The organism is Streptomyces sp. NPDC008137 (genome assembly GCF_042957035.1).
Taxonomy (GTDB): domain Bacteria; phylum Actinomycetota; class Actinomycetes; order Streptomycetales; family Streptomycetaceae; genus Streptomyces.
The window spans coordinates 80,519-103,254 of sequence record NZ_JBIBHN010000006.1 but is presented as its reverse complement, the minus strand read 5'-3'; the positions used below and the strand labels follow the sequence as shown (position 1 = coordinate 103,254).

Below are 22,736 nucleotides of genomic sequence, written 5' to 3'. Positions count from 1 at the left end.
AGTAACAGACAATCCCCGGTCATTCTGGACTATGGCCGGGGATGCCATGGTATTCCTTGCCCATGGCCGCCGATTCCACTGACGAGACTGATATGCGCATCCTGGAAGCCCTGCAACAGGATGGCCGCGCCAGTTACGCCGAGCTGGCACGGACCGTGTCCATGTCGGCCAGTGCTGTCACCGAACGGGTGCGGCGGCTGGAAGAGAGCGGTGTGATCCGCGGCTACTCGGCAGTGGTGGACCCGCAACGACTTGGACTGGACATCCTGGCCTTCGTCCGCCTCCGCTACCCCACGGGCAACTACAAACCGTTCCACGATCTGGTTGCGACCACGCCTGAGATCTTGGAAGCCCACCACGTCACAGGTGAAGACTGCTTCGTACTCAAGGTCCTCGCCCGTTCCATGCGCCACCTCGAAACAACGACGGGCCGAATCGCAGCACTCGGCTCCGTCACGACCAGCGTTGTCTACTCCAGCCCACTCCCGAACCGCGCGATCACGACGATGGCCTCATCGCCAGATCGGCAAGATCGGGCACACGGGCCTGCATGACGATCTTGCGGAGGACGTCGACCGCTGCCCGGCCGCCAAGGCCAAGACCCTCTACTCAAGGCGGCCGAGAGAAGCCAGATGCACGCCAGAGGGCCCTTACCAACTCGGTAAGGGCCCTCTGGCGTTACTACTTAGCTGTCGGGGTGGCGGGATTTGAACCCACGACCTCTTCGTCCCGAACGAAGGTTACACAGCTCCGGTGCCTGCTGGTACTGACATTTTTGCAGGTCAGGACATTGGTGCCGGTTGGTCTGCGGCGGTGCCACTGGGGCTCGGGGAGAAGATCTTCTCCCAGATTTCTCCCACGGGGCCGGACTCAGGGCTCGGTGGAGCCGACATGCTGGACGTTGCGGCAGCAAGTTTGCGCGGTGGGCTTATTTTGCGGTGGGTGGCTTCGGCCACTCCTCGCCCTGTGCTGCGGCCTTCAGGACATCCCCCAGCCGCAACCATGCGGTCGGGCCGGAGTAGGACGCTGGGCTGGTGGCGAAGCGGGACCATGCATCGTCGTCGTTGCCGAGTGCGGTGAGGACGGTTGAGGCGACGGTGGTGTGGGCAGTGCCGTGGCGGGTGCCTCCGACCGTGAGGGCGCTCCAGGCCGGCAGAGCCCGTACGAGTTCCGGGGTGCAGTTCGGGAGCGCCAGTACGTCCCGCGTCCAGGTCTCCCTAAGGTTGGGGCCGCCCCCCAGCCGTCGGCGGAGGTCCATCGTGATCTGGAGCAGGGCTGTTTCCGGTGTGGAATGACGTGCCAGGACATCGGAGAAGGAGAGCCCCGACCGGTACGAGCGCCAGGCGAAAGAGAGCAGTGCCTTCTCGACGAGATCGTCGTCGGTATGCCGGGCCAAGTAGTCGCGCAGGGCCTCGTCCGGGGCGTTAGCCAGGTTCCGGACGGTGACCTGCTTGGGATCTCCGAGTGCCGACTCGCGGGAGGCAGTGGAGGGGTCCGCCAGGATCCGTTCGATGGCGGTGCGCAGCTCGACCAGCCGTTTGTCGTCCTGCTGCGTGCGGAAGTCTGCGTAGTCCCATCGGCTGCGAGTGCGCGGCCGGACGTGCCGGACGACGGCCCTCGACTTCTCTCTCACCTCGTCCGTCAGGTGTGGGAGGTGCAGAAGAATGGCGTGGACCCACTGCAGTTGTCGGGGGCCCGGATTGCCGGGTTCCGGGTCGGGTTCCCATAGACGCAGCGCTTTGACCGCCGTCTCCGCGAAGCGTTGACCGAGCCTGACGAGAAGTTCTTCCGACGCGAGCCATGTGCGTGGTTCTCCATAGCGGGTCGCCTGGGAGGGGTCGAGGAGGTATCGCCAGGGCCCGGCTGCCGCGGATTCCACCCAGCTGACTGCGGTGCGAAGGACGTACTTCAGCTGGTCCTTGGGGATGTCGAGGATCTCTTCGACATGCTGGCGGCGCGGAGGTTCAAGCGTGCCAAGTTCACGGGTGAGCCGGGAACGCGCTTCATCCGGGGGCACACCGTCTCGCAGCATGAGGCACAGACGCGTGATCAACTCGCTGACGGTGAACTTGGCAAGGTGATCATTGGCGGCCTCCTCCAGCAAGGACGGTTTGACGTCCCAGGGAACGGTGCCCAGGAGGTGGTCACGAATGGCTTGCTTCGTGGAGGCGTCCGGGGCCCATTCGAACATTTGCCGATGGCGGCTGGAGTGCAGGGTCACGATGTGCTCCCACATGGCCTCCCAGGCTTTCCGCGCGTCGCTGTGCTCCTTGATCCGGGTCAGGATGTCGTCGCCGTCGGTTTCGTCCTCGATCGCCAGGGGCGGGTGGGTCGGCAGGAGTCCAAGGACGGTTGTGAACACGGTGTCGTGCAGGTCGACCTCGCGCAGTATCAGCTGCGGTGCGCTGGGCTCTTCGAGGAGTTCGGGCGTCATGGTCCGCACGTGCGGCACACGGCTCTCCAGCTCCGCCACGATCGCCTGGGCCAGCGCCTCGCCGCAGCGAGAGTGGCCAAGGCTGCCGAGTTGTGGCACGGAGCAGCGCCGCAGTGCCTCCTTGCGCATGATGTCCGAGCACTCCGGGTGCGCGAGTGCAACGGCAGCCAGAGACATGGACGGACCCGGATACGACCGGGTCTCCTTGCCCAGGTCACTCTCCACAGCCTCCTTGAGGAGCCACTCCGGCGCCGAATCGCTGAGCGCCCCACGGAGAAGGGCCAGCAGGAGATCGTCACGGGAGTGCCCTGCCGGTAGCTCCCGGGCTCTCTCCACTGCCATGCGAACCGGCGGCGACTCTGGCCCCGCCTCCGCGGCGACCGTACGGAGAAACTCGATGGGCAGCCCCGAGCGCGGTTCTTCAGTCGTCATGCAAGTCCCCCCAAGGACGTCTTCGTGCGCAGCCCATGGTGACCCATGCCACTGACAACGCGGGGCTCATAGGCCCAAAGCGCATTGCGAGGGCTCATGCCGCCGGGTGAACGTCACGTCTGAGTGTGCTGCCATCGGCGCTGTTTTGGTCACGATCAGATGACTTTCTCCGGATCGCGACAACCTCACAGTTCCTTCACCTGTCACGCAGATGCATTCAATGCCGACGAAGGTCGGGTGTTGGGAAGACTCCAGGCTCAACTGCCCGACTGCACATTGCACTTCGAGGAATGGACTGTCTGTGAGCACTGCAGGCTCGGGTGGGCGGATTCAGCCCGACCGCCCCGGTGATCCGTCCCGTATCGGCCCGTACAGGATCATCGGCCGCCTTGGTGCCGGCGGCATGGGCACGGTCCACGCCGGCCTCACCTCCGATGGGCTGCGGGTCGCAGTCAAGGTGATCCATCCAGCGCAGGCGGAGGATCCGGAGTTCCGGGCGCGGTTCCGTCGTGAAGTGCAGCTCTCCGCACGCGTACAAGGACCGTGCCTCGTGCCGCTCCTCGCCGCCGACCCCGAGGCCGACCAACCGTGGCTGGCAACCACATACGCACCCGGCCCGACCCTGAACCAGCACGTGGCCGGCCACGGCCCACTCATAGGCGGCACCCTGTACGCCTTCGCGACCGGTACGGCTCAAGCGCTGGCCGCCATCCACCTCGCCGGGGTCGTCCACCGCGACGTGAAGCCGCAGAACGTCATCCTCACTCCGGCGGGGCCGCGGGTCCTGGACTTCGGCATCGCCCGTGCCGCCGACGGCACGAGCGTTACTCGGACCGGAGTTATGACCGGCACCCCTGGGTGGATCAGTCCCGAGTACTACCGCACCAGTACAGCCGGAGCCGAGGGCGACATGTTCGCCTGGGGTGCGCTGGTCGCCTATGCCGCCACCGGCCGTCTTCCGTTCGGCGCCGGTGCGCCGGATGCAGTTGCCTTCCGCGTCATGTCGGGAGACCCCGACCTCGAAGGTGTCCCCGAGGAACTGAGGGAGATCCTGGAAAGGGCTCTCGCCAAAGACCCGTCTGATCGGATCTCCGCTGGTGCGGCGGCGAAGGGCTGCTCGCAGCTCCTGGCCTCGCAGGCCACCCAGGTCGGCGGGGGCGATGGAGGGCTGGAGCCCACCCGGGTGGGCGAACTGGTCACAGCCGAGTGGAACGTGCCCACGCTGGACGACTCGACCTGGCATGCGCCGTCCCCGTCCACCCGCACGCGCGCCCTCGCAACTGTCCTCGTTGCTGCGGCCGTGGTCGGTGGCATCGCGGGGGCGGCCCTCTCCTTCCCCACGGGTGGCGACAGCGAGGGCCTAGGCAGGACCCGCCCTATTGAGAGCACCGCAGGCGCCGCTACCGCAGCTGCGGCCACGCGCGCGGACGGCACCGCTGAACACTCAGAAGCCGCCGGGCCATCTGGCGACGCGGCCGAGCCGCCTGTCGATCCGCGCAGTATCGTCGTACCGGCAGATCCCTTGGCTGGAGTGTCCAACCCCGCCTTCACGCGCGCGGGCGACGCATCGGAACCGACCTCCGAGGAGTGGAGGGCGAGCACCGTCGCCAGTTCGCCCGAGGAGAAGGTTGTCGAGAAGGCGATCCGTGACCAGATGGCGTCCATGCTCGCCACCAAGGACATGGACTTCATGACGCCCACGGTCACGTTCAACAAGCGAGCGCAAACGGTGATGGTGACCGGCGGTCCGATCTCTCAGATCCCCGAAGACCACCAGGAAGTGTTCCGCAGGGCCGGGGACATGGCCGCCTGTACTGCCCTCGCACACCGCCTCAAGGGCAACCCCACGACCTGGCCCTACGGGCGCTTCTCCGTCTCCTGGAGGGACTTCGACGGCGACCTTGAGCCGAGCATTCTCGGATTCGGCGAGGCCACCGACGGGTGCCACACCCTGATCGCCGGGCAGTGGCAAGGAGACGAGGGTGGCATCGCGACCGCCGGCATCCCGAGCAGTGACAGGGACGAGATCCGTGTCGCCGGCGCCACCGACAAGGCAATCACCACCGCCTGGAATGACAGGATCGCCGAAGGACACGGCCTGGAGCCCTTTGCCGCGAGCGACGCCATCGACCTCGGATTCGACCCGGTCGAGAAGGCCGCGTACGTGTGGGTCCGAGACGCCGACGGTGCGCTCATAGGCCGAGCTCAGCAGGCCAACTTCCAAGATGCCGTCGCCACAACCGTCTGCCAGCGGCTGAGGGGCGAATACACCAGCAACGAGACCTGGAATTATACCCGTTGGACCGTCGCCCTCTATGAGGGAAACAGCCGCATACCTGAACTGATGGGCTCGGGCGAGTGCAGCCTTTGAACTGCATAGTCAGGGAGCGAGGGCCGCGAGAGCCTCGCACAGAGTGGGGCGTCGGCGAGCGCCTGACGGTACATCGCACCGGTCCCGACGAGACGTTGACCGATGACGGCGGAGGAGGCGGGTATGCGCGCCGGATACCTCGCCCCGCTGACACGGGGTTTCATCGTGGAGCGGGTGACGATATCGAACTCGTGCTCTCAACTTGGGAAGCGACGGCGCTTGCGGAGCCCTACGTTGTCTGACTTGAGCAGATTCGTTGGTTCGCTTCCGATGTGGGGGCTGGTGGCTCCGTTGTTGACCGTGGTTGTCCGTTCGTAGGGGCATGTTATGGGCACGGCGCTCCACGACGGGCCGGTGTCGCGTTGAAGGAGCCCACGTGCTCCACGGGTCGGACCGTGCCGAGGCCGACCGCGGGGAGCGTTTGTGTGTGCACCTGAATTACTGGCCCCTTCTGTGCCTGAGTCCTGAAGATCACAGAAAGCCTCAGTGCTGATGCTGACTCTGATCTCCACCGGGAGCAGTCTGGTACGGCCTCCGAATCTGAGAAATCACTCATCTCGGGAATTGGGCTGATTGGTCGTCAGGGAGGCTGCTAGCGTCCACAAACGTCACACGGGGAGCAAACGCCCCGCCCGTACCAACCGCTCAGGACGACCGTGAAGATCAAGCGCGTTCGCATCGAGAACTTCTGCTGCCTGCACAAGGTGGACGTGTCCTTCGAGGACATCACGTCCTTCATCGGACCGACGGGGGTCGGCAAGTCCACTGTGCTGCGTGCGCTCGACTGGTTCTTCAATGGCGAAAAGGGCGTCGCGCTCAGCGACGACGATGTCCACTCGTCGGCCGAGGGCGGCCGTATCTCCGTGGAGGTGGAGTTCGACGGGCTGACCGAGCACGACCGCCAGACTCTCGGACGGTACGCACCTGACCGTGCCGTGAGCGTGAGCATCTGGCGAACCTGGCAGGACGGCGAGGACAAGATCACGGGCAAGGCGCTCACGTACGGCCCCTTCGAGGAGGTGCGGAAGCACGGCAAGGCCACGGAACTGCGCCGTGCTTACGACCAGTTGAGGGACAGCGACCCGAGCCTGGGGCTGACGGCCGCCAGTAGCAAGGACAAGGCTCTGGAGGCGATGCATACCTGGGAGCTGGCTAACCGCGACCGCCTCACAGAGGCCGAGGTCGAGGACACGCACTTCTTCGGCTTCGCCGGACAGAGCAGGCTGGCCCAGCTGATCGACTTCGTGTTCGTCTCCGCCGACCTGCGGGCGTACGAGGAGGCCGACGACCAGAAGGCGACGGCACTCGGACGCATCCTCGACCACGCCGTGGACCGTTCTCAGGCGAACGAGGAGCTCGGCGAGATCGAGGAGAACGCCCATCTGGCCCGGCAGCTGGTACACACCAAGGTCTACGGCCCTGTACTGGACGAGGTGTCTGCCGCGCTCTCCGTGGAGGTCGCCAAGTTCACCACCGGACGCGAGGTGGTCGTGACCCCCACGGTGCAGGCGCCGAGGCCCTCCCGGACGACCTTCCAGGTGAGCATCAGGGACGGCGCCGCCCATACCTCGGTGCACCGGCAGGGGCACGGTTTCCAGCGGGCCCTGATCATCGCGGCGCTGAAGTACCTGGCTGACCGTCGGCGCCCGGCCGATGGCATGCGGACGTTGTGCCTGGCCATCGAGGAGCCTGAGCTGTTCCAGCACCCGCCGCAGGCGCGGACCTTCGCGAAGGTGCTCCGCGAGCTGGTCGCCACGTCGCCACAGGACCGTACCCAGGTCATGTACGCCACCCATAACCCCGTCTTCATTGACCCGAAGGGCTACCACCAGATCCGCCGCCTCTGCCGTGCTTTCGGGGAGGATCACCCCGCCACCGAGGTATGGCAGGCCACGGAGGACGATCTCTTCACGGCCCTCGACGGGCTTGTCGACAAGCAGGTGATCAGGAGCAGGACCGAGGGGACGCTGGGGGGTGCTCTGGCGGAGGGCTTCTTCGCCCATGCCGTGGTTCTGGTCGAGGGGCGGGGGGATGGGGGAGTGATCACCGGCTGTGCCGAGCGGACGGGGATCAACCTGGGTGCGGACGGTATCAGCGTCATCGAGGTCCACGGCAAGGACAACCTCATGATCTCCGACGCGCTCTTCAGCGCCTTGGGTGTGCCGTGCTATGTCGTCTTCGATGGCGACCTCGGCATGGAAGAGCGGAAACGGGAGTCGGTGCGTCACCTCATCCCTGAGCAGCGTCAGGAGAAGGAGCGGGCGTTCGAGCGCCAGGCACAGACGAACCGGACCAAGAACTCGAATCTTCTGCGGTACTTGGGAGCGACGCCCACTCCGCAGCCCGCCGACGGCTCGACCGGCCGGTACTGCGTCTTCGAGGACACATTGGAGACCTACCTCGATCACCACTGGCCGGCCTGGGAGGAGCGGCGGCAGGAGCTCGTTCGCACCGGCGAGGGCATCGACGGGAAGAACGCGGCAACGTATCTGGAGACGACCCGGACCGTTGCGACTGAGCCGCCCTTCCTGCTGCACGCTCTGCTCGAGAACGTGCGATCGGTGGCAGGACGTCGCCAGCTGAACGGTTGAGTGGCCGATCTTGGGTCGTGATGCTCACCTGATCTCCTGCTGCCCGGTACCGAGCAGCAGGAGGCCGTGGCGCGGCTGTGGAAGCGGCAGCAAACGGAGACGGGCTGGCGCTGACTCGTGGGGCTGCCACCCTACCGAGAGCGCGAAGACGGCGCGGGCCGCGCACATCAGAACGGCGCACGCGGAGCGAAGAAATCCCAGCGCTTGTCCAGGAGATCCCGTAGCAGGAGGGCAGCACCCCACAATTCCTGCGACGCGCCATCGTCCTTGTAAAGATCCCAGAATCTCCGGTGGCGGATCTTTCCCGCCTCTTCATCGTGGAAGGGCTTGTCGATCGCAGTGAAGACGACACCGATCCGCGACGTCTGCCTCAGTGCCTCGTAGAGCGCCTCGTGATATTCGTCCGAGCGACCGGGGCGCACCCAGGCCGTAGGGACGTGGATGAACAGCCACCCGACTTGGCCCCGCGGCAGTTGCTTAACCGCGCCCTTGACCGTATTACGGACCGTGGCCTCCGAGAAGGGCGTGTCGTCCTGCTTGTACTTCACCTCGACAGGAACGTCACCGATGTTCGCCAAGTTGAGGAGGATGTCGAAGTCCTGGCCCTTGACTCCCGACTCCGTCACTCTGGCGATGCCGGCTGGCATGCGCATGAGGGTCTGGAGGACGTCTGCTTCGAAGATCGCCGACGCGACGTCGTTCGTCTTGGTATAGGAGAGGAAGTCGGCGAACCACGGTTCGCCCTGAAACTCGAACACCCTCCTAGCAAGTTCCTGGCGCTGCCGGGCCTGCTGCACCCAAGGGCCGAGCTCCTCCCGGTTGTCGGCGAGGGGGAACTTCTCCTTCACCCAGGCGGCGCCGAAGATGGAGTCGAGAAAGGTGGTCGCCGCGGTCTCGGCCACGGCAGCCTCGTAACGATTCGCCGCGACCTCCGGATGCTCGATGAGGGCCTGCATGCCCTCATGCATCCGGTCGTTGTAGACCGCCCACGCAGTTGCTTTGTTGAGAAAGCCTTGGGCCCGGTTCTCCTCCATCCAAGCCGCGAAGGTCGGTATTTCGATCATTCCCGGACTATAAGGGCAACGGGGACACCGTCGCCAAGGTTTTCACTCAAGGGCCCCGGTGCGGGGCACGGCACGAGACTCGCTGTGTCGTCCGCTGGTGGCGTTGCACCCTCAGCCAGCAGCTACACGAAGGACCCGGCTTCCGACAGGGCCACGCCCGCCGTGAGACCGGGATGCCCGCGCCCACCACGACGGGTGTCACCGATCCCTCCTCACGCGCCAGCTCGCTTTTCGGCATCAACGGTCAATGATCGACCCTTTAGCGATCCCGCTGACCAGCGCGCTCATCGCCGCCGTCGAGAAGAGCAACGGCCCACGGCTGATGTCCTTGGAGTCGCGCACTGCGGCATGCTCACCCAGTTCCGAAACTTCCACGCAGTCGTTCGCACCCCCGCTGTACGAGCTCTTCTGCCACCGCGCGTGCGCGAGATCGATGTCGTACGGAGCTGTCGTGACATCGTGCGGGGCGGCCATGCGGGTCGTGCTCACTCGTCGAGCTCCTTGCTGATGCGTGCGATGCGGGTGCGGGTCTCCGACGGGTCGAGGGCGGTACTCCTCAACTGGCCGAAGATGTCCGTGTAGTTCTCCACTTCCTGTGGGGACTCGAGATACACGGAGTTCTTGGGATTCTCCAGCCACACCAGGTCGGGTGTGGGGTGCGGGAACGTCAGGATGACGAACGGGCCGTACAGCCCGGGATGCGCGCCGAGCGAGAACGGCAGCAACTGCAGGGTGATGTTCGGCCGCTCGCTCGCCTCCACCAGCTTCCGCATCTGGTCGCGCATCACCTCAACGGAGCCGACCGTCCTGCGCAGCACAGCTTCGTCGAGGATCGCCCAGAGTCTGGCGGGGGCCTCACCGCCCAGGCGGCTGTTCTGCCGCTCCATGCGGACCCTGACCAGGGACTCGACCTGCGGCGGGGACAGGTCCTTCCTCATTTGGGAGATCACGGCACGCGCGTAGTCCTCGGTCTGGAGCAGCCCCGGCACGAGCATCGGCTGGTAGCTGGCGAGGTGTGTCGCGCCGGCCTCCAGCGCGAGGTACCCGTCGTAGCGGGTCGGAGTGAGTACTGTCGAATACTTCCGCCACCAGGGCTTCTGCTGCTCCTTGTCCGCTCGTACGAGGTCGAGTGCGTCGGCGCGCCGGTCCTCGTCCTTGACGCCGTACAGGTCCAGGAGAGCCCGGACGAGGACCGGCGTCGTGCCGCGTTCGCCGTTTTCGATCCGGCTCAGCGACCCCTGGTTGACCTCCAGTTGGTCGGCGACCTCGGTGAGGGTGAGCCCGGTCGCGTCACGCAGTTCCTTCAGCCGTGCCGCGAGCTGTCGCCGGTACACCGACTGCGGGACCAGGCTTCTCTTCAAGGCCATACCGGAAGTCTCCCCGTACCGGCGACACCTCTACAACCCATACGAGTCAACTTCACCAGACATATTGCCTAGTTGGTGATTACGTCGGCATGCTGTCGGGAGTCACGGCGCGCGTTCGTACGAGCGCGCGCCGCAGCCGACCGATGGGCGAGCATGGCCACGACCTCGCTACCGGCATGCGCCTCCGCGTCGGTTCTGCACGCCGCACCAGGAGGGTGGGCCATGCCACGGACAACGCTGCTCCGGCAGCTGCTCCAGCAACGGCACCTGACGACGCACGAGGCTTTCGCCGCCCAGTACGAGCGGGCTGCCGCCCGGTTGGCGGAGCTCGACCGCGATCCCCGTCTGGCGTCTCTCCAGGTCTCTCCGCGCCAGTTCGACCGTTGGTACGGAGGGGAGTTGCTGACTCTGCCCCGTCCTGACGCCTGTCGAGTTCTGGAGCACATGCTGGGCAGACCCGTGTCCGAGCTGTTCTCCACGGCGTACGACGGCGACTCCGCGCACTACCGCGATGAGGAGTCGAGCACGGGCCAGCAGGCGACGAGTGCGCCTCCGCCGCGCGAGGACGACGAGAACCCACTGGACATCGTCACCCGGACCCGGCAACTCACGGCCAGCAACGCCGACGATGCGACGCTCGCGTTCCTCTACTCCTCGCTGGAAAGCATCGCCAGCCGGTACGAACAGGACGGGCCGTACGTCCTCCGCCCCCAGGCCCGGCAGGTACGGCAGCTCGCCCACACTCTCCTCGACGGCCGCCAGCCACCACGCACGCGCCGGGAGCTCTTCCGCATCGCCGCCCGCGCCTCCGGCCTGCTCGGCTACATGGCGGTGAACACGGGGGACTTCGCGCTCTCGGAGGCGTACTGCATCGAAGCACGGGATCTCAGCCGTGAGATCGGCGACCTGGACACCGACCTCTGGGCGTGCGGCACGCTCTCCTTCGGCCTCTACTACGCCGGCCGGTACGACGAGGCGGACGCCTGCGCCGCCGCGGCTGTCGAGCGAGCCCCGCGCCACGCCCAGTCCATCCGCCTGCTCGCCAACGGCCGGGCCCGGGCCCTCGGCAAGACCGGTGACCGGTGTGCCGTCGAGCAGACCATCGGACAGGCACTCCGGCTTTCCGACCTCCATGAGGTATCCGTCGGGCTGACCTCCTGCATCTCCTTCGAGCCGTACGGACGGGCCCGGACGCTGGCCAACGCCGTCACGTCACACGTGGCGCTGCGGAACACGGCGCAGGTACTGCGCGACGCCGAGCACATTGACGACCTGGTGGAGCACTCGACCTCCTCCTGGAGCCGTTCGCTCGTACGCCTCGACGTCGCCACTGCCTTGCTTCAGCAGCGCACGCCTGACATCGACCACGCGATGTCGCTGGGCCGTGAGGCCCTGCGGCTGTGCGGAGACACCCCGATCAGCTCCGTCTACCAACGCTCCCGTGACCTGCACGAGCAGGCCGGGCCGTGGCGTGATCACCCGACGGTAGGCGAGTATGGCGATGAGTTCCGGACCTGGAGCTCACAGCCAGCGGCCCTGGCTATGGCGTCATCCGCGTCGTAGGCGCCGCCGATGTCGTCGGTGTCGTCGTAGTCCGGGGCAGTGTGATGCCGAAGGAGTACGTCGGGTGCCCCTGCTCAGCGCCGATCCCGCCGCGTTCCCCGCCGAGCCGCCCGCCGACACGCACGATCCGGTGGTCACCGCGGCCCACGACTGGGCGGCGTTCAGCGCACTCGACGAGATGACCGACCACTGGTCGCGCCCCGGCTGGTCGGACGGTAGCCGGGCGTACTACTGGATGCTGACCTTCCCGGATGACCAGCCGCTCGCGGCCCTGGCCCGGCACTGCCAGGAGGAGCTGGCGCCCCTCGGCCTTGACCCGGTGCCGACGGACGGACTGCACATCACCCTCGCCCGCGTCGGCAGGCCGGACGCAGTAGTCCCCGATCAGCTGGACAGCCTGGCGCGGGATGCCGAGGCGCTGTTGCCCTCCGCGTTCTCCGTACGTGCCATGCCGCTGGCCGGCTCCCGCGGTGCCGTCCGCCTGTCTCTCGGCCCGTGGGAACCCCTGCTCACGCTGCACCACGCGCTGGCCAAGGTAGGGAACAGCGTCGGTCTGGCCCCGAAGAAGCCGACGTCCGCCTTCCGCCCGCACCTGAGCCTCGCCTACAACAACCGCCAGCGTCCCGCCGCCCCCGTCGTGGAGGCCGTCTCAAGGCTCCGCGCTCTCCCCGCCGTCGACCTCTCCGTTTCCGCCGTTCAATTGGTGGAGCTCCGCCGCGAGGGGCGGACGTACCGCTGGGATACGAGGAAGAGCGTCCGGCTCGGGTAGCCCACGCCCACCGGCACCCAGGGTAAGGACCGCGACCACTTCCTTGCCGATCGCGGTCGGCCGTACCGACCACCCGGAGGCCAACTCGCCGACGAGCAGCAGCCCGAGACCGCTGCCCGTCAGGTCTCCTGGCGACGCCGCCGGTCGTGCCCGGACCCTGGAGACATCCCGTCCCGCGTCGTGGACCCGCAGTACCGCCATATCCCGGAAGACCTCCACGCACATGCAGTCCGGTCCGCCAACCGTGTGCCTGACCGCGTTGCCCACCAGTTCCGAGGCGATCAGAACGGCGTCGTCCACGCGCCCCGGTGAGGCACGTCCCTCGAGGGTCTCGCGGACGTTCCTGCGCGCGAGGCCCGAAGGCTCGGCGCAGTCGGCCAGCTTCACCCATTGACGCCGTACTGGTGTCCGCCTGCTGAGGCGCTCTTCGTCCACCGTGTCCATGGCCGCTTCTCGTTTCCGGGTAGGCACTGGACCGATCAGCCTCGCCACCCGTGAGCCGCGACGGTACGCCGCGGCTCCGCCTCTTCGCGCGCCGCCGGACGGCGGACGAACGGCGTGCTGACGGCGTACCGCCGCCGACCGCCCCCGGCGAGGCTCTTCTTCGAGGCGCCGGCCCTTGGCGTCTCGACCCACCCCCGGCTGGAGGCAAAGCGGAATGAGCGGCAGTGTGAGGCAGACCGCACCACACGAGGTACCTGCGGGCACGCGCTTGGTGCTGTACGCCTGCCTGCCCGCGTCGCTCGGTGAGATCGCCGACCACAGTGTGGCCAGCACACGGCGGTATGTCGCTGGTGTCGGCTGGGAGGCGGTCGAGACGTACGTCGACCGGGTGGCACCGTTCGAGAGCCGCGCCCTGTGCGAGGGCTGGCATAACGCTCTGGCTGCGGTCGAGCAGGGGAGGGCGACCGGCATCGTCACCCCCCTGCTCGTGATGCTGGGCTATCTGGAGGGGGACAGGACGAACCTCGCTGCCTGGCAGGCCCGGACCGGGGCGCTGATCACGACGCCGTGGGCGGTCGTCGATGCTGCGGCTCCCACGGCATTACGGAGGCCGGCGGCGTGATGACCACCATGCGGCAACGGCCTCTCCGGCAACTGCTGGGCCAGACCGGATGGGTGGTGCGGCACCCGGCGAAGTACGTCGGCCGCTTTGGCTTCGGCGCCTTCCAGGTGCTGTTCCTGCCCGTCCTGGTGACCGGCACCACGTTGACCACGCTCTACACGGGCCAGCTCCGGTAGCTCCGGCTCGTGTCCTCGGCTCCCCTCTCCGGATACTCCGAATCCACCTCCCCCACGGAATCCGGTCAGCCCGGAGAGGGGGCGCACCGCAGGGTGCGAACGCAGGACCCCGGCCGCAGGGCGACGCCACAGCCGGCCGGGCAGCACGACTAACCGTTCGGATCCTTCCGACAGAAAAGGAAGTGCCATGACCGCAAACACGCTCAGCCCGATCACGACGACCACCACCGATGCGTCCGTCGCGGTGGCCGTCCCCGAGGCTCCCGCCGACCCGTTCGATATCGACCTGACCATCGTCACGGAGGTCGACTCCGACCTGCTTCCCAAGGCGTGCGGCACCGGCGACGGATGCAAGCCGTCCTGCGCCTCGTCCTGCGCGAGCGCCGTCTGACGGCATTCGCGCACGGGGTCGGGGGCGCTGCCGCTCCCGACCCCTCCCGTTCACAGCACTGATGGCGGAGGCACTGGAATTGGGAAGCGACGGAAAGTTCTACCACCACTCGGGCGCGGCCCTGCTCCGGGCCGCCGCGATGCCGCTGACGGACCTCCCGGCATGGTGGCCCGATCCGTCCGACACGGAGGCGTGCGGCAGGTGGCTGAAGCAGGTGTGGGCCAACGTGAGGTTCGCCGACGCGGTCCGGCAGACTGGTGGTGATCTCGCCACGCGCGTCGACGCGATCTGTGCCGGAGAGTCGGAACGCCCGAAACAGGTCCGGCGCGCAGCCATGGCCACCGTCCGCTACGTGCTGCGCGCCTCCGGGCGGCCAACTCCGTTCGGCCTCTTCGCGGGGGTGGCCCCCGTCAGCGTGAGCTCCACGCCGTACGCGAGGTGGGGAGACGCACACCGGGCCGTGGTGCGGGTGGACACGGAGTGGCTGGACGATGTCATCGTCCGTATGGAGGCGTGCCCCGACCTGCTGGAGCGCCTGGATGTGGTCCTGAACAACCTGGCGGTGCGGCGCGGCGGACGCCTGCACGTCCCGCACGGCGGACCGATGGGCGCCACCGTCCGACGCACCAGCGCGGTCCGTGTGATCGAGGACCTCGCGCACGGGCCGGTCCGCTTCGCCGCCCTCGCCGAGCAGTTGGCCGCCGCCTTCCCTCGAACAGAGCTGAAGGCCGTCGGCACACTGCTGGGCGCGTTGGTACGCGAGAAGTTCCTGATCACCAGCCTGCGCGCGCCGATGACCGACACCGATCCGCTCTCCCATCTGATCGAGCGGCTGCGTGGCGTCGACGCGGGCACGGTCCCCGAAGTCGCACAGGTACTGCACGAGCTCGAAGCGGTGCAAAGTGCTGTACACGAGCACAACCGACTCCCCGCGAACAGCCAAGGGCCGCAACGGCAGGCGTTGGCAGCACGGTTGCGTCGGCTCTCCGACGCGGGCCGAAGTCCCCTCGCCGTCGACCTGCTGCTGGACGCGGAAGCGCGGATCCCCGAGAGCGTCGCGCAGGAGATGGAGAGGGCGGCGGACGTGCTGCTGCGGTTGACGCGCCGGCCGACGGGCCAAGGGGTGTGGAAGGAGTACCAGGTCGCGTTCTGGGAGCGGTACGGCACCGGAACGCTCGTGCCGGTGAAGGAGGTCGTCGACCCGGCGGCCGGGCTCGGCTACCCGGCCGAGTATCCCGGCAGCCGCATGACCGCGCCGCCACCGGCGCTCTCCGAGCGTGACGAGCGGCTGCTGGCACTGGCGTGGCTGGCACTGGCCGACGGCAGCAGGCAGATCGTCCTCACGGACGACCTGATCGACCGCCTGGCCGAAGTGGAGCCGACCGGTCAGGCGGCTCCGCCCCACGTGGAGATGTGCGCGCGCCTGCACGCCGAGACCCTGTCCGCTCTGGAGCGCGGGAACTTCTCGCTTACGGTGACACCGGCCCGCTCCGCCGGAACGCTCACCTCCCGGTTCACTCCGGTCGCAACCGGCACGGGACTCGACGAGATCTACCGCCAAGTCCCCACAGGCGTAGAGAACGCGCTGACCGCGCAGCTGTCCTTCCCGCCGCTGTACCCGCACACGGAGAACGTCGCCCGAGTCCCCGCGTATCTCCCGTGCGTGATCCCGTTGGGCGAGCACCGCGGCCCCGACGAAGACGACACCGCGCCGACACTCATCGACGTCGACGACCTCGCGGTCACGGCCACCCACACTCGCCTGTACCTCGTCAGCATCTCCCGCCGCCGCGTGGTGGACCCACAGGTCTTCCACGCCATGGCCCTGGACAAGCAACCCCCGCCCCTGGCTCGGTTCCTCGCCCACCTGACCCGCGCCTTCGGCCCCGCCTGGACCGGCTTCGACTGGGGGCCGCATGGCGCCAAGCTGCCGTTCCTGCCACGCGTGCGCTACGGGCGCGTGATCCTCTCTCCCAGCCGCTGGAACCTGACCGCCGAAGCCCTTCCAGACCGCGACGCGGACACGCGGGAGTGGGCGGACGCCCTCGGCCGGTGGCGGAAGCGGTGGCACTGCCACGGCGCCGTCGAGCTGCGGGAGGACGACCGGAGCCGGCGGCTGCAGCTCGACGTGCCGGCCCACGCCGTCATCCTGCGCGCCCACCTGGACAGGGAAGGCGAGGCCGTGCTCACCGAGGCGCCGCCTGAGGAGAGCTACGGCTGGATCGGCGGCCACGCCCACGAGATCGCCCTGCCCGTGATCAGCACCCGCCCGCCGGCCCCCGACCCTCTCTCCGGCTTCCTGCCCCTACTCACCAACAGCACCCTCGGCCCCGTACCAGGCGTGGGCCAGGCACCCTGGCTGAACGCCAAGATCTACACCCACCCCGACCAGTTCGAGGAGCTGATTGGCACTCACCTCGCGCGGCTCACGGCCCAGCTCCCGGACACACCCGAGTGGTGGTTCGTCCGCTACCGAAGCCCGCACGATCGCGACCACCTGCGCCTGCGCATCCGCACCGGCAGCCCCGGGCAGTACACCGCCTGCACCGAGCTGGTCGCCCGATGGGCTACCGGACTACGCCGCGAGGGACTGAGCAGCAGGCTCGTGTTCGACACGTACACCCCGGAGACCGGCCGCTACGGCCCCGGCGCCGCCATGCGCCGTGCCGAGGCAGTGTTCACGGCCGACTCGGCCTACGTCCTCGCCACCTTGCAGAGCCTGGGAACCAAGCCCATCGACGGACGCGCGCTGGCCGCCGCCGGCATGGTGGACATCGCCTGCGCCCTGCTCGGCCCCGACGAGGGCATCCGATGGCTGACGAACCGCCCCGTGCCTCCCGCCCATGTCGAGCGAGGCGTCAGCGACCAGGCCGTCGACCTCGTGCGCCGCACCACACCTCGCGCCCGCGGCTGGGGCGACGCACTTGCCCAGGCGTGGCACCGCCGCGCCGTGGCCCTGGCGCTGTACCGCGAGAGCCTCGCCGAGAGCATGGACCTCGACTCCGTCCTGGAGTCGCTCCTCCACATGCACCACAACCGCCTGCGCGGCCTGGACCGGGAGGACGAGAGGATCTGCCGGCGCCTGGCGCGTCAGTCCGCCGCCGCGTGGGCTGCCTGGCCAGGGGGGAGCCGCTGATGAACAACGAAGCACTGTCGACACCCACCAGGCCCGGCTGGGGACAGTCGCTGTACTCCGGCGCGGCGGGAGTCACCCTGCTGCACGCCGTCAGGTCCCACATCAGCAGAGACGACAGTGACGCGCTCCGGTCGTGGGCCGCCGCCATGGTCAAGGGCCCGATCCAGGCCGTTCCCGAAGCATGCGGACTGTACGAGGGAGCCGCCGCCGTCGCCTACGTCCTCAGCTTCACGCACACGAACACCGCCGCACGCGCCCTGGCGACCCTGGACCGACACCTCACCGACGTCACGCGCCACCGCCTGGGGCAGGCACACGCCCGCATTGACCGCGGCGCCCTGCCCACCCTGAGCGAGTACGACCTCATCAGCGGACTGACCGGTCTGGGCGCATACCACCTGCACCGCGGCCACAAGACGGAACTGCATGACACCCTCGCCTACCTGGTGCGACTGGCTGAACCGATCACCATCGACACGCAGCCCCTGCCCGGCTGGTGGACCATCGACAGCCCCGATCTGCGCCCGTCGCCACGATGGCCCGGCGGACACGGCAACCTCGGCCTCGCCCACGGCATCACCGGACCGCTCGCACTGCTGGCCACGGCTCTGCGCCACGGCCACACGGTGCCCGGACAGATGCGGGCCATCACCCGGATCTGCGACTGGCTCGACCAGTGGCGCACCGGCACGGGCCCGCACACCTGGTGGCCGGGCCTGGTAACCCGAGACGAACACCGGCGCGGCAAGCTGCAGAGCCCAGGACCGCCACGCCCGTCCTGGTGTTACGGCACCCCCGGCATCGCCCGCGCCCAACAACTCGCCGGCCTCGCCCTCGGCGACCGGGACCGGCAACGCCAGGCCGAACAAACCCTCGCCGGATGCCTGGCCGACGACCGGCAGCTCGCCCAGCTCACCGACGCGTCCCTCTGCCACGGATGGGCGGGGCTCATCCAGACCGTCTCCCGTGCCGCCGCCGACTCCCTCGACGACGAACTCGCGGCGCGTCTGACCCACCTGCGCGCCCGGCTCGACGACCACCTGGACCACGACGGACTGCCGCACGGCGCCGGTCTCATGGACGGCTCGGCAGGCATCCAGCTGGCCCGTCTCACCACCCCCGTCAACACGGCGCTCACCGCCCCCTGGGACCGCTGCATGCTCCTCACGGGGTGACGCCGCGAACCACACCCGCGCACAAGAGCACATGGCTACGATCTGCCCTCGCCGCACCCACGGCCGGGCACCTTCCGAAAGGACGCGATGAACACCAACACCGGCGCCTCCCCCCAGGATCTGCGCAACCGCCTGGTCGACGCCATCCTGGAACAGGACCCCTCCGGCCTCCGCGACACACGCGTCGAGACCGCCATGCGGACCGTCCCCCGCCACGCCTTCCTCCCCGACGCGCCCCTCCAGGAGGCGTACGCCAACAAGAGCGTGACGATCAAGGAGAACCCCGACGAGGACGCGCTCCCGCTGAGCTGCGCATCCCAGCCCGACGTCGTGCACTTCATGCTCGTCCAACTCGCGGTCCGCGAAGGCGACGATGTCTTCGAGATCGGCGCCGGCACCGGCTACAACGCCGCCCTGCTCAAACACCTCACCGGACCGTCGGGACATGTCACCACGTGCGACATCGCCCCCGACGTGACCGCCTACGCCCGCCGCATGCTGGACGCGAACGGATACGACGACGTTCGCGTGGTGACCAGGGACGGCGCCCTCGGCGCCGAGGAGTTCGGCCCCTACGACCGCATGATCGCCGCCGTCGGCATGTGGGACCTTCCCGGAGCCTGGTGGGACCAGCTCGCCTTCGGCGGACGCCTCGTGGTCCCGCTGCGATGGCGCGGGTTGTCGCGGTCAGTGGCCTTCCGTCGCGAGAAGGACCGGATGCGGTCCGACTCCGTGAAGATGTGCGGCTTCCTCCCGGTGATCGGCCAGGACGGAGAGCACGACGGCTACATCGACGACGACCGGCTCGTCAGGCTCTACTGGGACGAGGACCAGCCCATCGCCCCGGAACTCCTGCGCGACGCCCTCACCCGACCGAAGTCCGTCGTCTGGACCGACGCGACGGTCGGCCCCGTCGAGTCCTTCGACGGCGTCTGGCTGCGTCTGAGCGCCACCGAGCAAGCGACCTGCCGCATCACCGCGAAGCCCGCGGCCATGGAGGCCGGCCTTCACCGCCCCGCCTCACCCGCCCTGAGCCCCGCCCTCGTCGAGGGCGACTCCATCGCGTACCTCACCCTGGAGCGCACCACCGAAGCCCCGGACGCCGAACCCCGGTTCCGGCTGGGAGCCGTCGGCTACGGCCCGGACGGCGCCGACCTCGCCGAGCGGATCTGCGCCCAGATCCGCGCCTGGAGCCCGGCCAGGACCGTCGAACCTGAGGTCACCGCCTATCCCGCGGACACACCGGACAACGACCTCGCCGAAGGAGCCGTGATCGACCGGCCCTCCGTGCGGCTCGTCATCACCTACTGACACAGGCGGGCGCGGCCGTCGGCAGCTACGGCCGCGCCACCGAACGAGAACAGAGCGGCTATCGGGCCGACAGCAGTACGTACAACTGCGAGCAGATGATGCGGCAGTACACCGCTCGTTCGGCTGTTCCACTCGCGGTAGCTTCCCGCGGTTCGGAGCCCAAATGCCTCACCGGCCGCGATGACCTCTCCACGCCCCCTGCGGCACGGGGTCCGGCTGTGGGGCCTCAGGTGCGATGATGATGCGGCGTACGGTCCAATGCCTCTCGTGACCACCCTCTTCGACGCACTCAAGCGTCACCTCAAGCTCGAACGGTGAAGGGCCCTCGTGCTCCATCTGGGCGATGAGGTCGATCCGCTTCCCCGGCGCCACGGCGGTGAACCGTTTCTCGCGTCCTTCCGACTCATAGCTGCCCGTGCCTGGCGCCAGGTGGCGGACGTCAGGTCCGTCGATTCGCAGGGTGAGGCTGGACAGAGGCGGTGTCTGCTCCACCGTGATGGTCGCCGTGACGAAGCGCTCTCCGATGTTGCCCCAGATCCACTGCGCGTCGCTCACTTGGAAGACCGGAGTGGCCGCTTCGTCCCGAGCCTGCCGAGCATCGTTGAGGGCCTCCTGCGCGACACGCGACTGCTCGCGCGCGGACCAGCCCTGCCAGATCGCGACGGCGGCGGCTCCCACGGCGATTCCCGCGCCGACCCATGAACTCAGGTCTCCGGCTTCCACTCCTGTCCCCTCCCCGTGCCATGCCGCTCTGAGGCGAGCTCCGAAGCTCCGGTCTACCCACAAGCGCGGGAGCTGCCCGGGAGCCAGATTTCGAACTCGGCTCCCAAATGGCTCCCAAAACGGCCCCCGGAACCACTCAGGGGCCCGACCCGCTAAGCGGATCAGGCCCCTGACCTGGTACTTCACTGTCGGGGTGGCGGGATTTGAACCCACGACCTCTTCGTCCCGAACGAAGCGCGCTGCCAAGCTGCGCTACACCCCGATGTCGCTGCTGTCGCGGCGACGTCGTTTACTTTAGCCCACCGGTGGCTAGAGACGAAATCCGTTTTTCCAGGGATGCCGGAGGGGGTTCGGGCGGGCGTGGTCGAGGGCCACGAGGAGGACCGCCAGGGCGTAGAAGGAGAGGCCCAGGAGGAGGGCGTTGCCGAGGACCTTCTTGTAGCCGTCCTGGTCGACGTCGAGGAAGGGGTAGAGGTAGCGGCCGGACGAGCCCGGGAGGAGCAGTTCGCCTCGGATGAGGGAGAAGGCCAGGTAGGCCAGGGGGTAGAGCAGCCAGGTGCTGGCCTGGCGCAGGTGCAGGCGGCCCGGGGGCGTGAGCAGGAGCCAGTCCAGTACGGCCGCGATCGGGGTCACCGTGTGGAGGGTGTAGTGGGTCAGGGCCTGCCAGCCCGTCGGGTGGGCCGCTTCGCCCGTGAGGGAGAAGGGACTGGCCTCGTTCGCCAGGAGCAGGTGGTGGGCCAGGGCCGCGATGACGACGTAGAGGGTCGTCGCACCGAGCACCGACCCCGGCAGGGGGCGGCCGGCCGTCCAGGCGCGGCGGGCCGAGACGGCCATGACCAGCGCCAGCAGGATGTTGCTCTGGATCGCGAAGTAGCCCAGGGCCCGGGACGGGTCGCCGAGGAGTAGTTCCAGCGTGACGCCGAGGGCCGCCGCGACGGCGACCAGCAGGCGGAAGGCCGCGGCCGCGGGGCGGCGGACCGGGCTGACGACGGCCGTGGCCGGGACGGGGGAGGGCTTCAGCGCGGGCCTGCCCGGTATCGCGGGCAGGTTCGGGATGTCCCTGGGTATCGGGGCTGTCATGCCCCCACGCTGACAGAAACGGACATAGGGGGCGATGTGGGCGGGGCTGTGTGGGTTACTCCCTGCCCACCAGCGTCAGCAGCGTCGCCTCCGGCGGGCACGCGAACCGTACCGGCGTGTAGCGGCTCGTACCGCAGCCCGCCGACACGTGCAGATACGACGTACGGTCCTCCACCGTGTGCGTCGACAGGCCCTTCACCCGGTCCGTGTCCAGGTCGCAGTTGGTGACCAGGGCGCCGTAGAAGGGGATGCACAGCTGGCCGCCGTGGGTGTGGCCGGCCAGGATCAGGGGGTAGTCGTCGGCCGTGAAGGCGTCCAGGGCGCGCAGGTACGGGGCGTGGACGACGCCCATCGAGAAGTCGGCGGAGCCGGACGGGCCGCCGGCCACCTGCGTGTAGCGGTCCCGCTTGATGTGCGGGTCGTCCAGGCCCGTCAGCTCCAGCTCGACGCCCTCGATCTTGAGCGTGCCGCGGGTGTTGGTCAGGTTGAGCCAGCCCGCCGCGTCGAAACCGTCCCGCAGGTCCTCCCACGGGTTGTGCACCACACCCACGGCCGGGGCGTTGCCGTTGAGGCCGTGGCGGCCCTGAACCCTCTCCAGCAGGTAGCGGGCGGGGTTGCGCAGGGTGGGGCCGTAGTAGTCGTTGGAGCCGAAGACGTAGGCGCCCGGGAACTCCATCAGGGGGCCGAGCGAATCCAGGACCTCCGGGACGCCCTCCGGGTCGGAGAGGTTGTCGCCCGTGTTGATCACGAAGTCTGGGCGCAGGCCCGCCAGGGACCGCAGCCAGCGCTGCTTCTTGCGCTGGCCGCCGACCATGTGGATGTCTGAGACCTGCAGCACACGCAGCGGGCGCATCCCGGGAGGCAGGACCGGGACGGTGACCCGTCGGAGGCGGAAGGAGCGGGCCTCGAAGCCCGCGGCGTACAACAGACCGGCGGCACCAGCCGCCGCGATTCCCAGGGGGACTCCGTATCGCGCGCGCATACGACCATCGTCTCAGACCCCGGACGTCGGCCCTGCCCGGGCGGCGCCCGAAATCCCCTGATGGCACCGCCGCTTCGGTCCGCCGCCCCGCAAAACAGGGGGCGG

The 22,736-nt window shown here is 68.4% G+C and carries 19 protein-coding genes and 1 tRNA gene; 11 read left to right on the top strand and 9 right to left on the bottom strand.

Annotation, left to right across the window (positions count from 1 at the left end; all coding sequences use genetic code 11):
• The first annotated feature begins 62 nt into the window (after positions 1 to 62).
• A complete protein-coding gene (locus ACFZBT_RS12110) occupies positions 63 to 554 on the top strand; it encodes a winged helix-turn-helix transcriptional regulator (protein WP_391101692.1) in 492 nt (163 codons plus the stop codon).
• A 374-nt stretch (positions 555 to 928) separates the two neighbouring features.
• Here ACFZBT_RS12110 and ACFZBT_RS12105 read toward each other — a convergent pair whose 3' ends face one another.
• A complete protein-coding gene (locus tag ACFZBT_RS12105; RefSeq protein WP_391101690.1) occupies positions 929 to 2,866 on the bottom strand; it encodes a hypothetical protein in 1,938 nt (645 codons plus the stop codon).
• A gap of 301 nt (positions 2,867 to 3,167) precedes the next feature.
• Here ACFZBT_RS12105 and ACFZBT_RS12100 point away from each other — a divergent pair, with 301 nt between their 5' ends.
• Positions 3,168 to 5,237, top strand: a complete 2,070-nt coding sequence (locus tag ACFZBT_RS12100; protein WP_391101688.1) for a protein kinase — start codon at positions 3,168 to 3,170, stop codon at positions 5,235 to 5,237.
• Positions 5,238 to 5,893: 656 nt separating this feature from the next.
• Complete coding sequence (locus ACFZBT_RS12095) at positions 5,894 to 7,828, top strand: AAA family ATPase (RefSeq protein WP_391101685.1); 1,935 nt, start codon at positions 5,894 to 5,896, stop codon at positions 7,826 to 7,828.
• A 167-nt stretch (positions 7,829 to 7,995) separates the two neighbouring features.
• Here ACFZBT_RS12095 and ACFZBT_RS12090 read toward each other — a convergent pair whose 3' ends face one another.
• From ACFZBT_RS12090 to ACFZBT_RS12080, 3 genes are all read right to left on the bottom strand, one after another.
• Positions 7,996 to 8,892 (bottom strand): hypothetical protein, encoded by an 897-nt coding sequence (locus tag ACFZBT_RS12090; protein ID WP_391101683.1) that lies wholly within the window; start codon positions 8,890 to 8,892, stop codon positions 7,996 to 7,998.
• A 237-nt stretch (positions 8,893 to 9,129) separates the two neighbouring features.
• Positions 9,130 to 9,381 (bottom strand): DUF397 domain-containing protein, encoded by a 252-nt coding sequence (locus tag ACFZBT_RS12085; protein WP_391101681.1) that lies wholly within the window; start codon positions 9,379 to 9,381, stop codon positions 9,130 to 9,132.
• On the bottom strand, positions 9,378 to 10,259 hold the full coding sequence (locus tag ACFZBT_RS12080; RefSeq protein WP_391101679.1) for a Scr1 family TA system antitoxin-like transcriptional regulator: 882 nt from the start codon (positions 10,257 to 10,259) through the stop codon (positions 9,378 to 9,380). Before ACFZBT_RS12080 ends, ACFZBT_RS12085 begins: the two co-directional genes overlap by 4 nt.
• A 222-nt stretch (positions 10,260 to 10,481) precedes the next feature.
• On the opposite strand from ACFZBT_RS12080, the gene ACFZBT_RS12075 reads away from it, so the two are divergent.
• Together ACFZBT_RS12075 and ACFZBT_RS12070 are read left to right on the top strand one after the other, a co-directional pair.
• The gene (locus ACFZBT_RS12075; RefSeq protein ID WP_391101677.1) at positions 10,482 to 11,822 is read left to right on the top strand and encodes a hypothetical protein; all 1,341 of its coding nucleotides are present in this window, start codon (positions 10,482 to 10,484) and stop codon (positions 11,820 to 11,822) included.
• A 64-nt stretch (positions 11,823 to 11,886) separates the two neighbouring features.
• Positions 11,887 to 12,591 carry a 2'-5' RNA ligase family protein gene (locus tag ACFZBT_RS12070; RefSeq protein WP_391101675.1) on the top strand — a complete coding sequence of 235 codons (705 nt, stop codon included), beginning with the start codon at positions 11,887 to 11,889 and terminating at the stop codon, positions 12,589 to 12,591.
• On the opposite strand, the gene ACFZBT_RS12065 is transcribed toward ACFZBT_RS12070, so the two are convergent.
• Positions 12,472 to 13,035, bottom strand: coding sequence for an ATP-binding protein (locus tag ACFZBT_RS12065; RefSeq protein ID WP_391101673.1), 564 nt, complete (start codon positions 13,033 to 13,035; stop codon positions 12,472 to 12,474). The genes ACFZBT_RS12070 and ACFZBT_RS12065 overlap by 120 nt on opposite strands.
• A 226-nt stretch (positions 13,036 to 13,261) precedes the next feature.
• Between ACFZBT_RS12065 and ACFZBT_RS12060 the strand changes: the two genes are divergently transcribed.
• The 6 genes from ACFZBT_RS12060 to fxlM all read left to right on the top strand — a co-directional run bounded on the left by ACFZBT_RS12060 (position 13,262) and on the right by fxlM (position 19,846).
• Positions 13,262 to 13,657: a hypothetical protein gene (locus ACFZBT_RS12060; protein WP_391101671.1), complete on the top strand. Its 396-nt coding sequence runs from the start codon at positions 13,262 to 13,264 to the stop codon at positions 13,655 to 13,657.
• Positions 13,657 to 13,833 carry a hypothetical protein gene (locus tag ACFZBT_RS12055; RefSeq protein ID WP_391101669.1) on the top strand — a complete coding sequence of 59 codons (177 nt, stop codon included), beginning with the start codon at positions 13,657 to 13,659 and terminating at the stop codon, positions 13,831 to 13,833. The genes ACFZBT_RS12060 and ACFZBT_RS12055 overlap by 1 nt, the downstream gene beginning before the upstream one ends.
• 187 nt (positions 13,834 to 14,020) lie before the next feature.
• Positions 14,021 to 14,224 (top strand): FxLD family lanthipeptide, encoded by a 204-nt coding sequence (locus tag ACFZBT_RS12050; RefSeq protein ID WP_391101667.1) that lies wholly within the window; start codon positions 14,021 to 14,023, stop codon positions 14,222 to 14,224.
• 61 nt (positions 14,225 to 14,285) lie between these two features.
• Positions 14,286 to 17,360 carry a thiopeptide-type bacteriocin biosynthesis protein gene (locus tag ACFZBT_RS12045; RefSeq protein WP_391101664.1) on the top strand — a complete coding sequence of 1,025 codons (3,075 nt, stop codon included), beginning with the start codon at positions 14,286 to 14,288 and terminating at the stop codon, positions 17,358 to 17,360.
• Entirely contained in the window at positions 17,360 to 18,535 is a 1,176-nt protein-coding gene (locus ACFZBT_RS12040) for a lanthionine synthetase LanC family protein (protein WP_391101662.1), read from the top strand. The genes ACFZBT_RS12045 and ACFZBT_RS12040 overlap by 1 nt, the downstream gene beginning before the upstream one ends.
• An 87-nt stretch (positions 18,536 to 18,622) precedes the next feature.
• Positions 18,623 to 19,846 carry a methyltransferase, FxLD system gene (gene fxlM / locus ACFZBT_RS12035; protein ID WP_391101659.1) on the top strand — a complete coding sequence of 408 codons (1,224 nt, stop codon included), beginning with the start codon at positions 18,623 to 18,625 and terminating at the stop codon, positions 19,844 to 19,846.
• Between the two features lie 168 nt (positions 19,847 to 20,014).
• Here the strand turns inward: fxlM and ACFZBT_RS12030 are convergent, their stop codons facing one another.
• The 4 genes from ACFZBT_RS12030 to ACFZBT_RS12015 all read right to left on the bottom strand — a co-directional run bounded on the left by ACFZBT_RS12030 (position 20,015) and on the right by ACFZBT_RS12015 (position 22,631).
• Positions 20,015 to 20,524, bottom strand: a complete 510-nt coding sequence (locus ACFZBT_RS12030) for a hypothetical protein (protein ID WP_391101657.1) — start codon at positions 20,522 to 20,524, stop codon at positions 20,015 to 20,017.
• A gap of 233 nt (positions 20,525 to 20,757) precedes the next feature.
• Positions 20,758 to 20,831, bottom strand: a tRNA-Pro gene (locus ACFZBT_RS12025).
• Positions 20,832 to 20,878: 47 nt separating this feature from the next.
• Positions 20,879 to 21,649 (bottom strand): Pr6Pr family membrane protein, encoded by a 771-nt coding sequence (locus ACFZBT_RS12020; protein ID WP_391101654.1) that lies wholly within the window; start codon positions 21,647 to 21,649, stop codon positions 20,879 to 20,881.
• Between the two features lie 55 nt (positions 21,650 to 21,704).
• Complete coding sequence (locus tag ACFZBT_RS12015; RefSeq protein WP_391101652.1) at positions 21,705 to 22,631, bottom strand: metallophosphoesterase; 927 nt, start codon at positions 22,629 to 22,631, stop codon at positions 21,705 to 21,707.
• Positions 22,632 to 22,736: the final 105 nt, after the last annotated feature.

Coding starts and splice junctions, on each gene's coding strand:
- ACFZBT_RS12110 (WP_391101692.1), top strand. CDS start 63: ATGGCCGCCGATTCCACTGACGAGACTGATATGCGCATCCTGGAAGCC.
- ACFZBT_RS12050 (WP_391101667.1), top strand. CDS start 14,021: ATGACCGCAAACACGCTCAGCCCGATCACGACGACCACCACCGATGCG.
- ACFZBT_RS12080 (WP_391101679.1), bottom strand. CDS start 10,259: ATGGCCTTGAAGAGAAGCCTGGTCCCGCAGTCGGTGTACCGGCGACAG.
- ACFZBT_RS12065 (WP_391101673.1), bottom strand. CDS start 13,035: ATGGACACGGTGGACGAAGAGCGCCTCAGCAGGCGGACACCAGTACGG.
- ACFZBT_RS12055 (WP_391101669.1), top strand. CDS start 13,657: ATGACCACCATGCGGCAACGGCCTCTCCGGCAACTGCTGGGCCAGACC.
- ACFZBT_RS12015 (WP_391101652.1), bottom strand. CDS start 22,631: ATGCGCGCGCGATACGGAGTCCCCCTGGGAATCGCGGCGGCTGGTGCC.
- fxlM (WP_391101659.1), top strand. CDS start 18,623: ATGAACACCAACACCGGCGCCTCCCCCCAGGATCTGCGCAACCGCCTG.
- ACFZBT_RS12090 (WP_391101683.1), bottom strand. CDS start 8,892: ATGATCGAAATACCGACCTTCGCGGCTTGGATGGAGGAGAACCGGGCC.
- ACFZBT_RS12105 (WP_391101690.1), bottom strand. CDS start 2,866: ATGACGACTGAAGAACCGCGCTCGGGGCTGCCCATCGAGTTTCTCCGT.
- ACFZBT_RS12075 (WP_391101677.1), top strand. CDS start 10,482: ATGCCACGGACAACGCTGCTCCGGCAGCTGCTCCAGCAACGGCACCTG.
- ACFZBT_RS12040 (WP_391101662.1), top strand. CDS start 17,360: ATGAACAACGAAGCACTGTCGACACCCACCAGGCCCGGCTGGGGACAG.
- ACFZBT_RS12045 (WP_391101664.1), top strand. CDS start 14,286: ATGGCGGAGGCACTGGAATTGGGAAGCGACGGAAAGTTCTACCACCAC.
- ACFZBT_RS12020 (WP_391101654.1), bottom strand. CDS start 21,649: ATGACAGCCCCGATACCCAGGGACATCCCGAACCTGCCCGCGATACCG.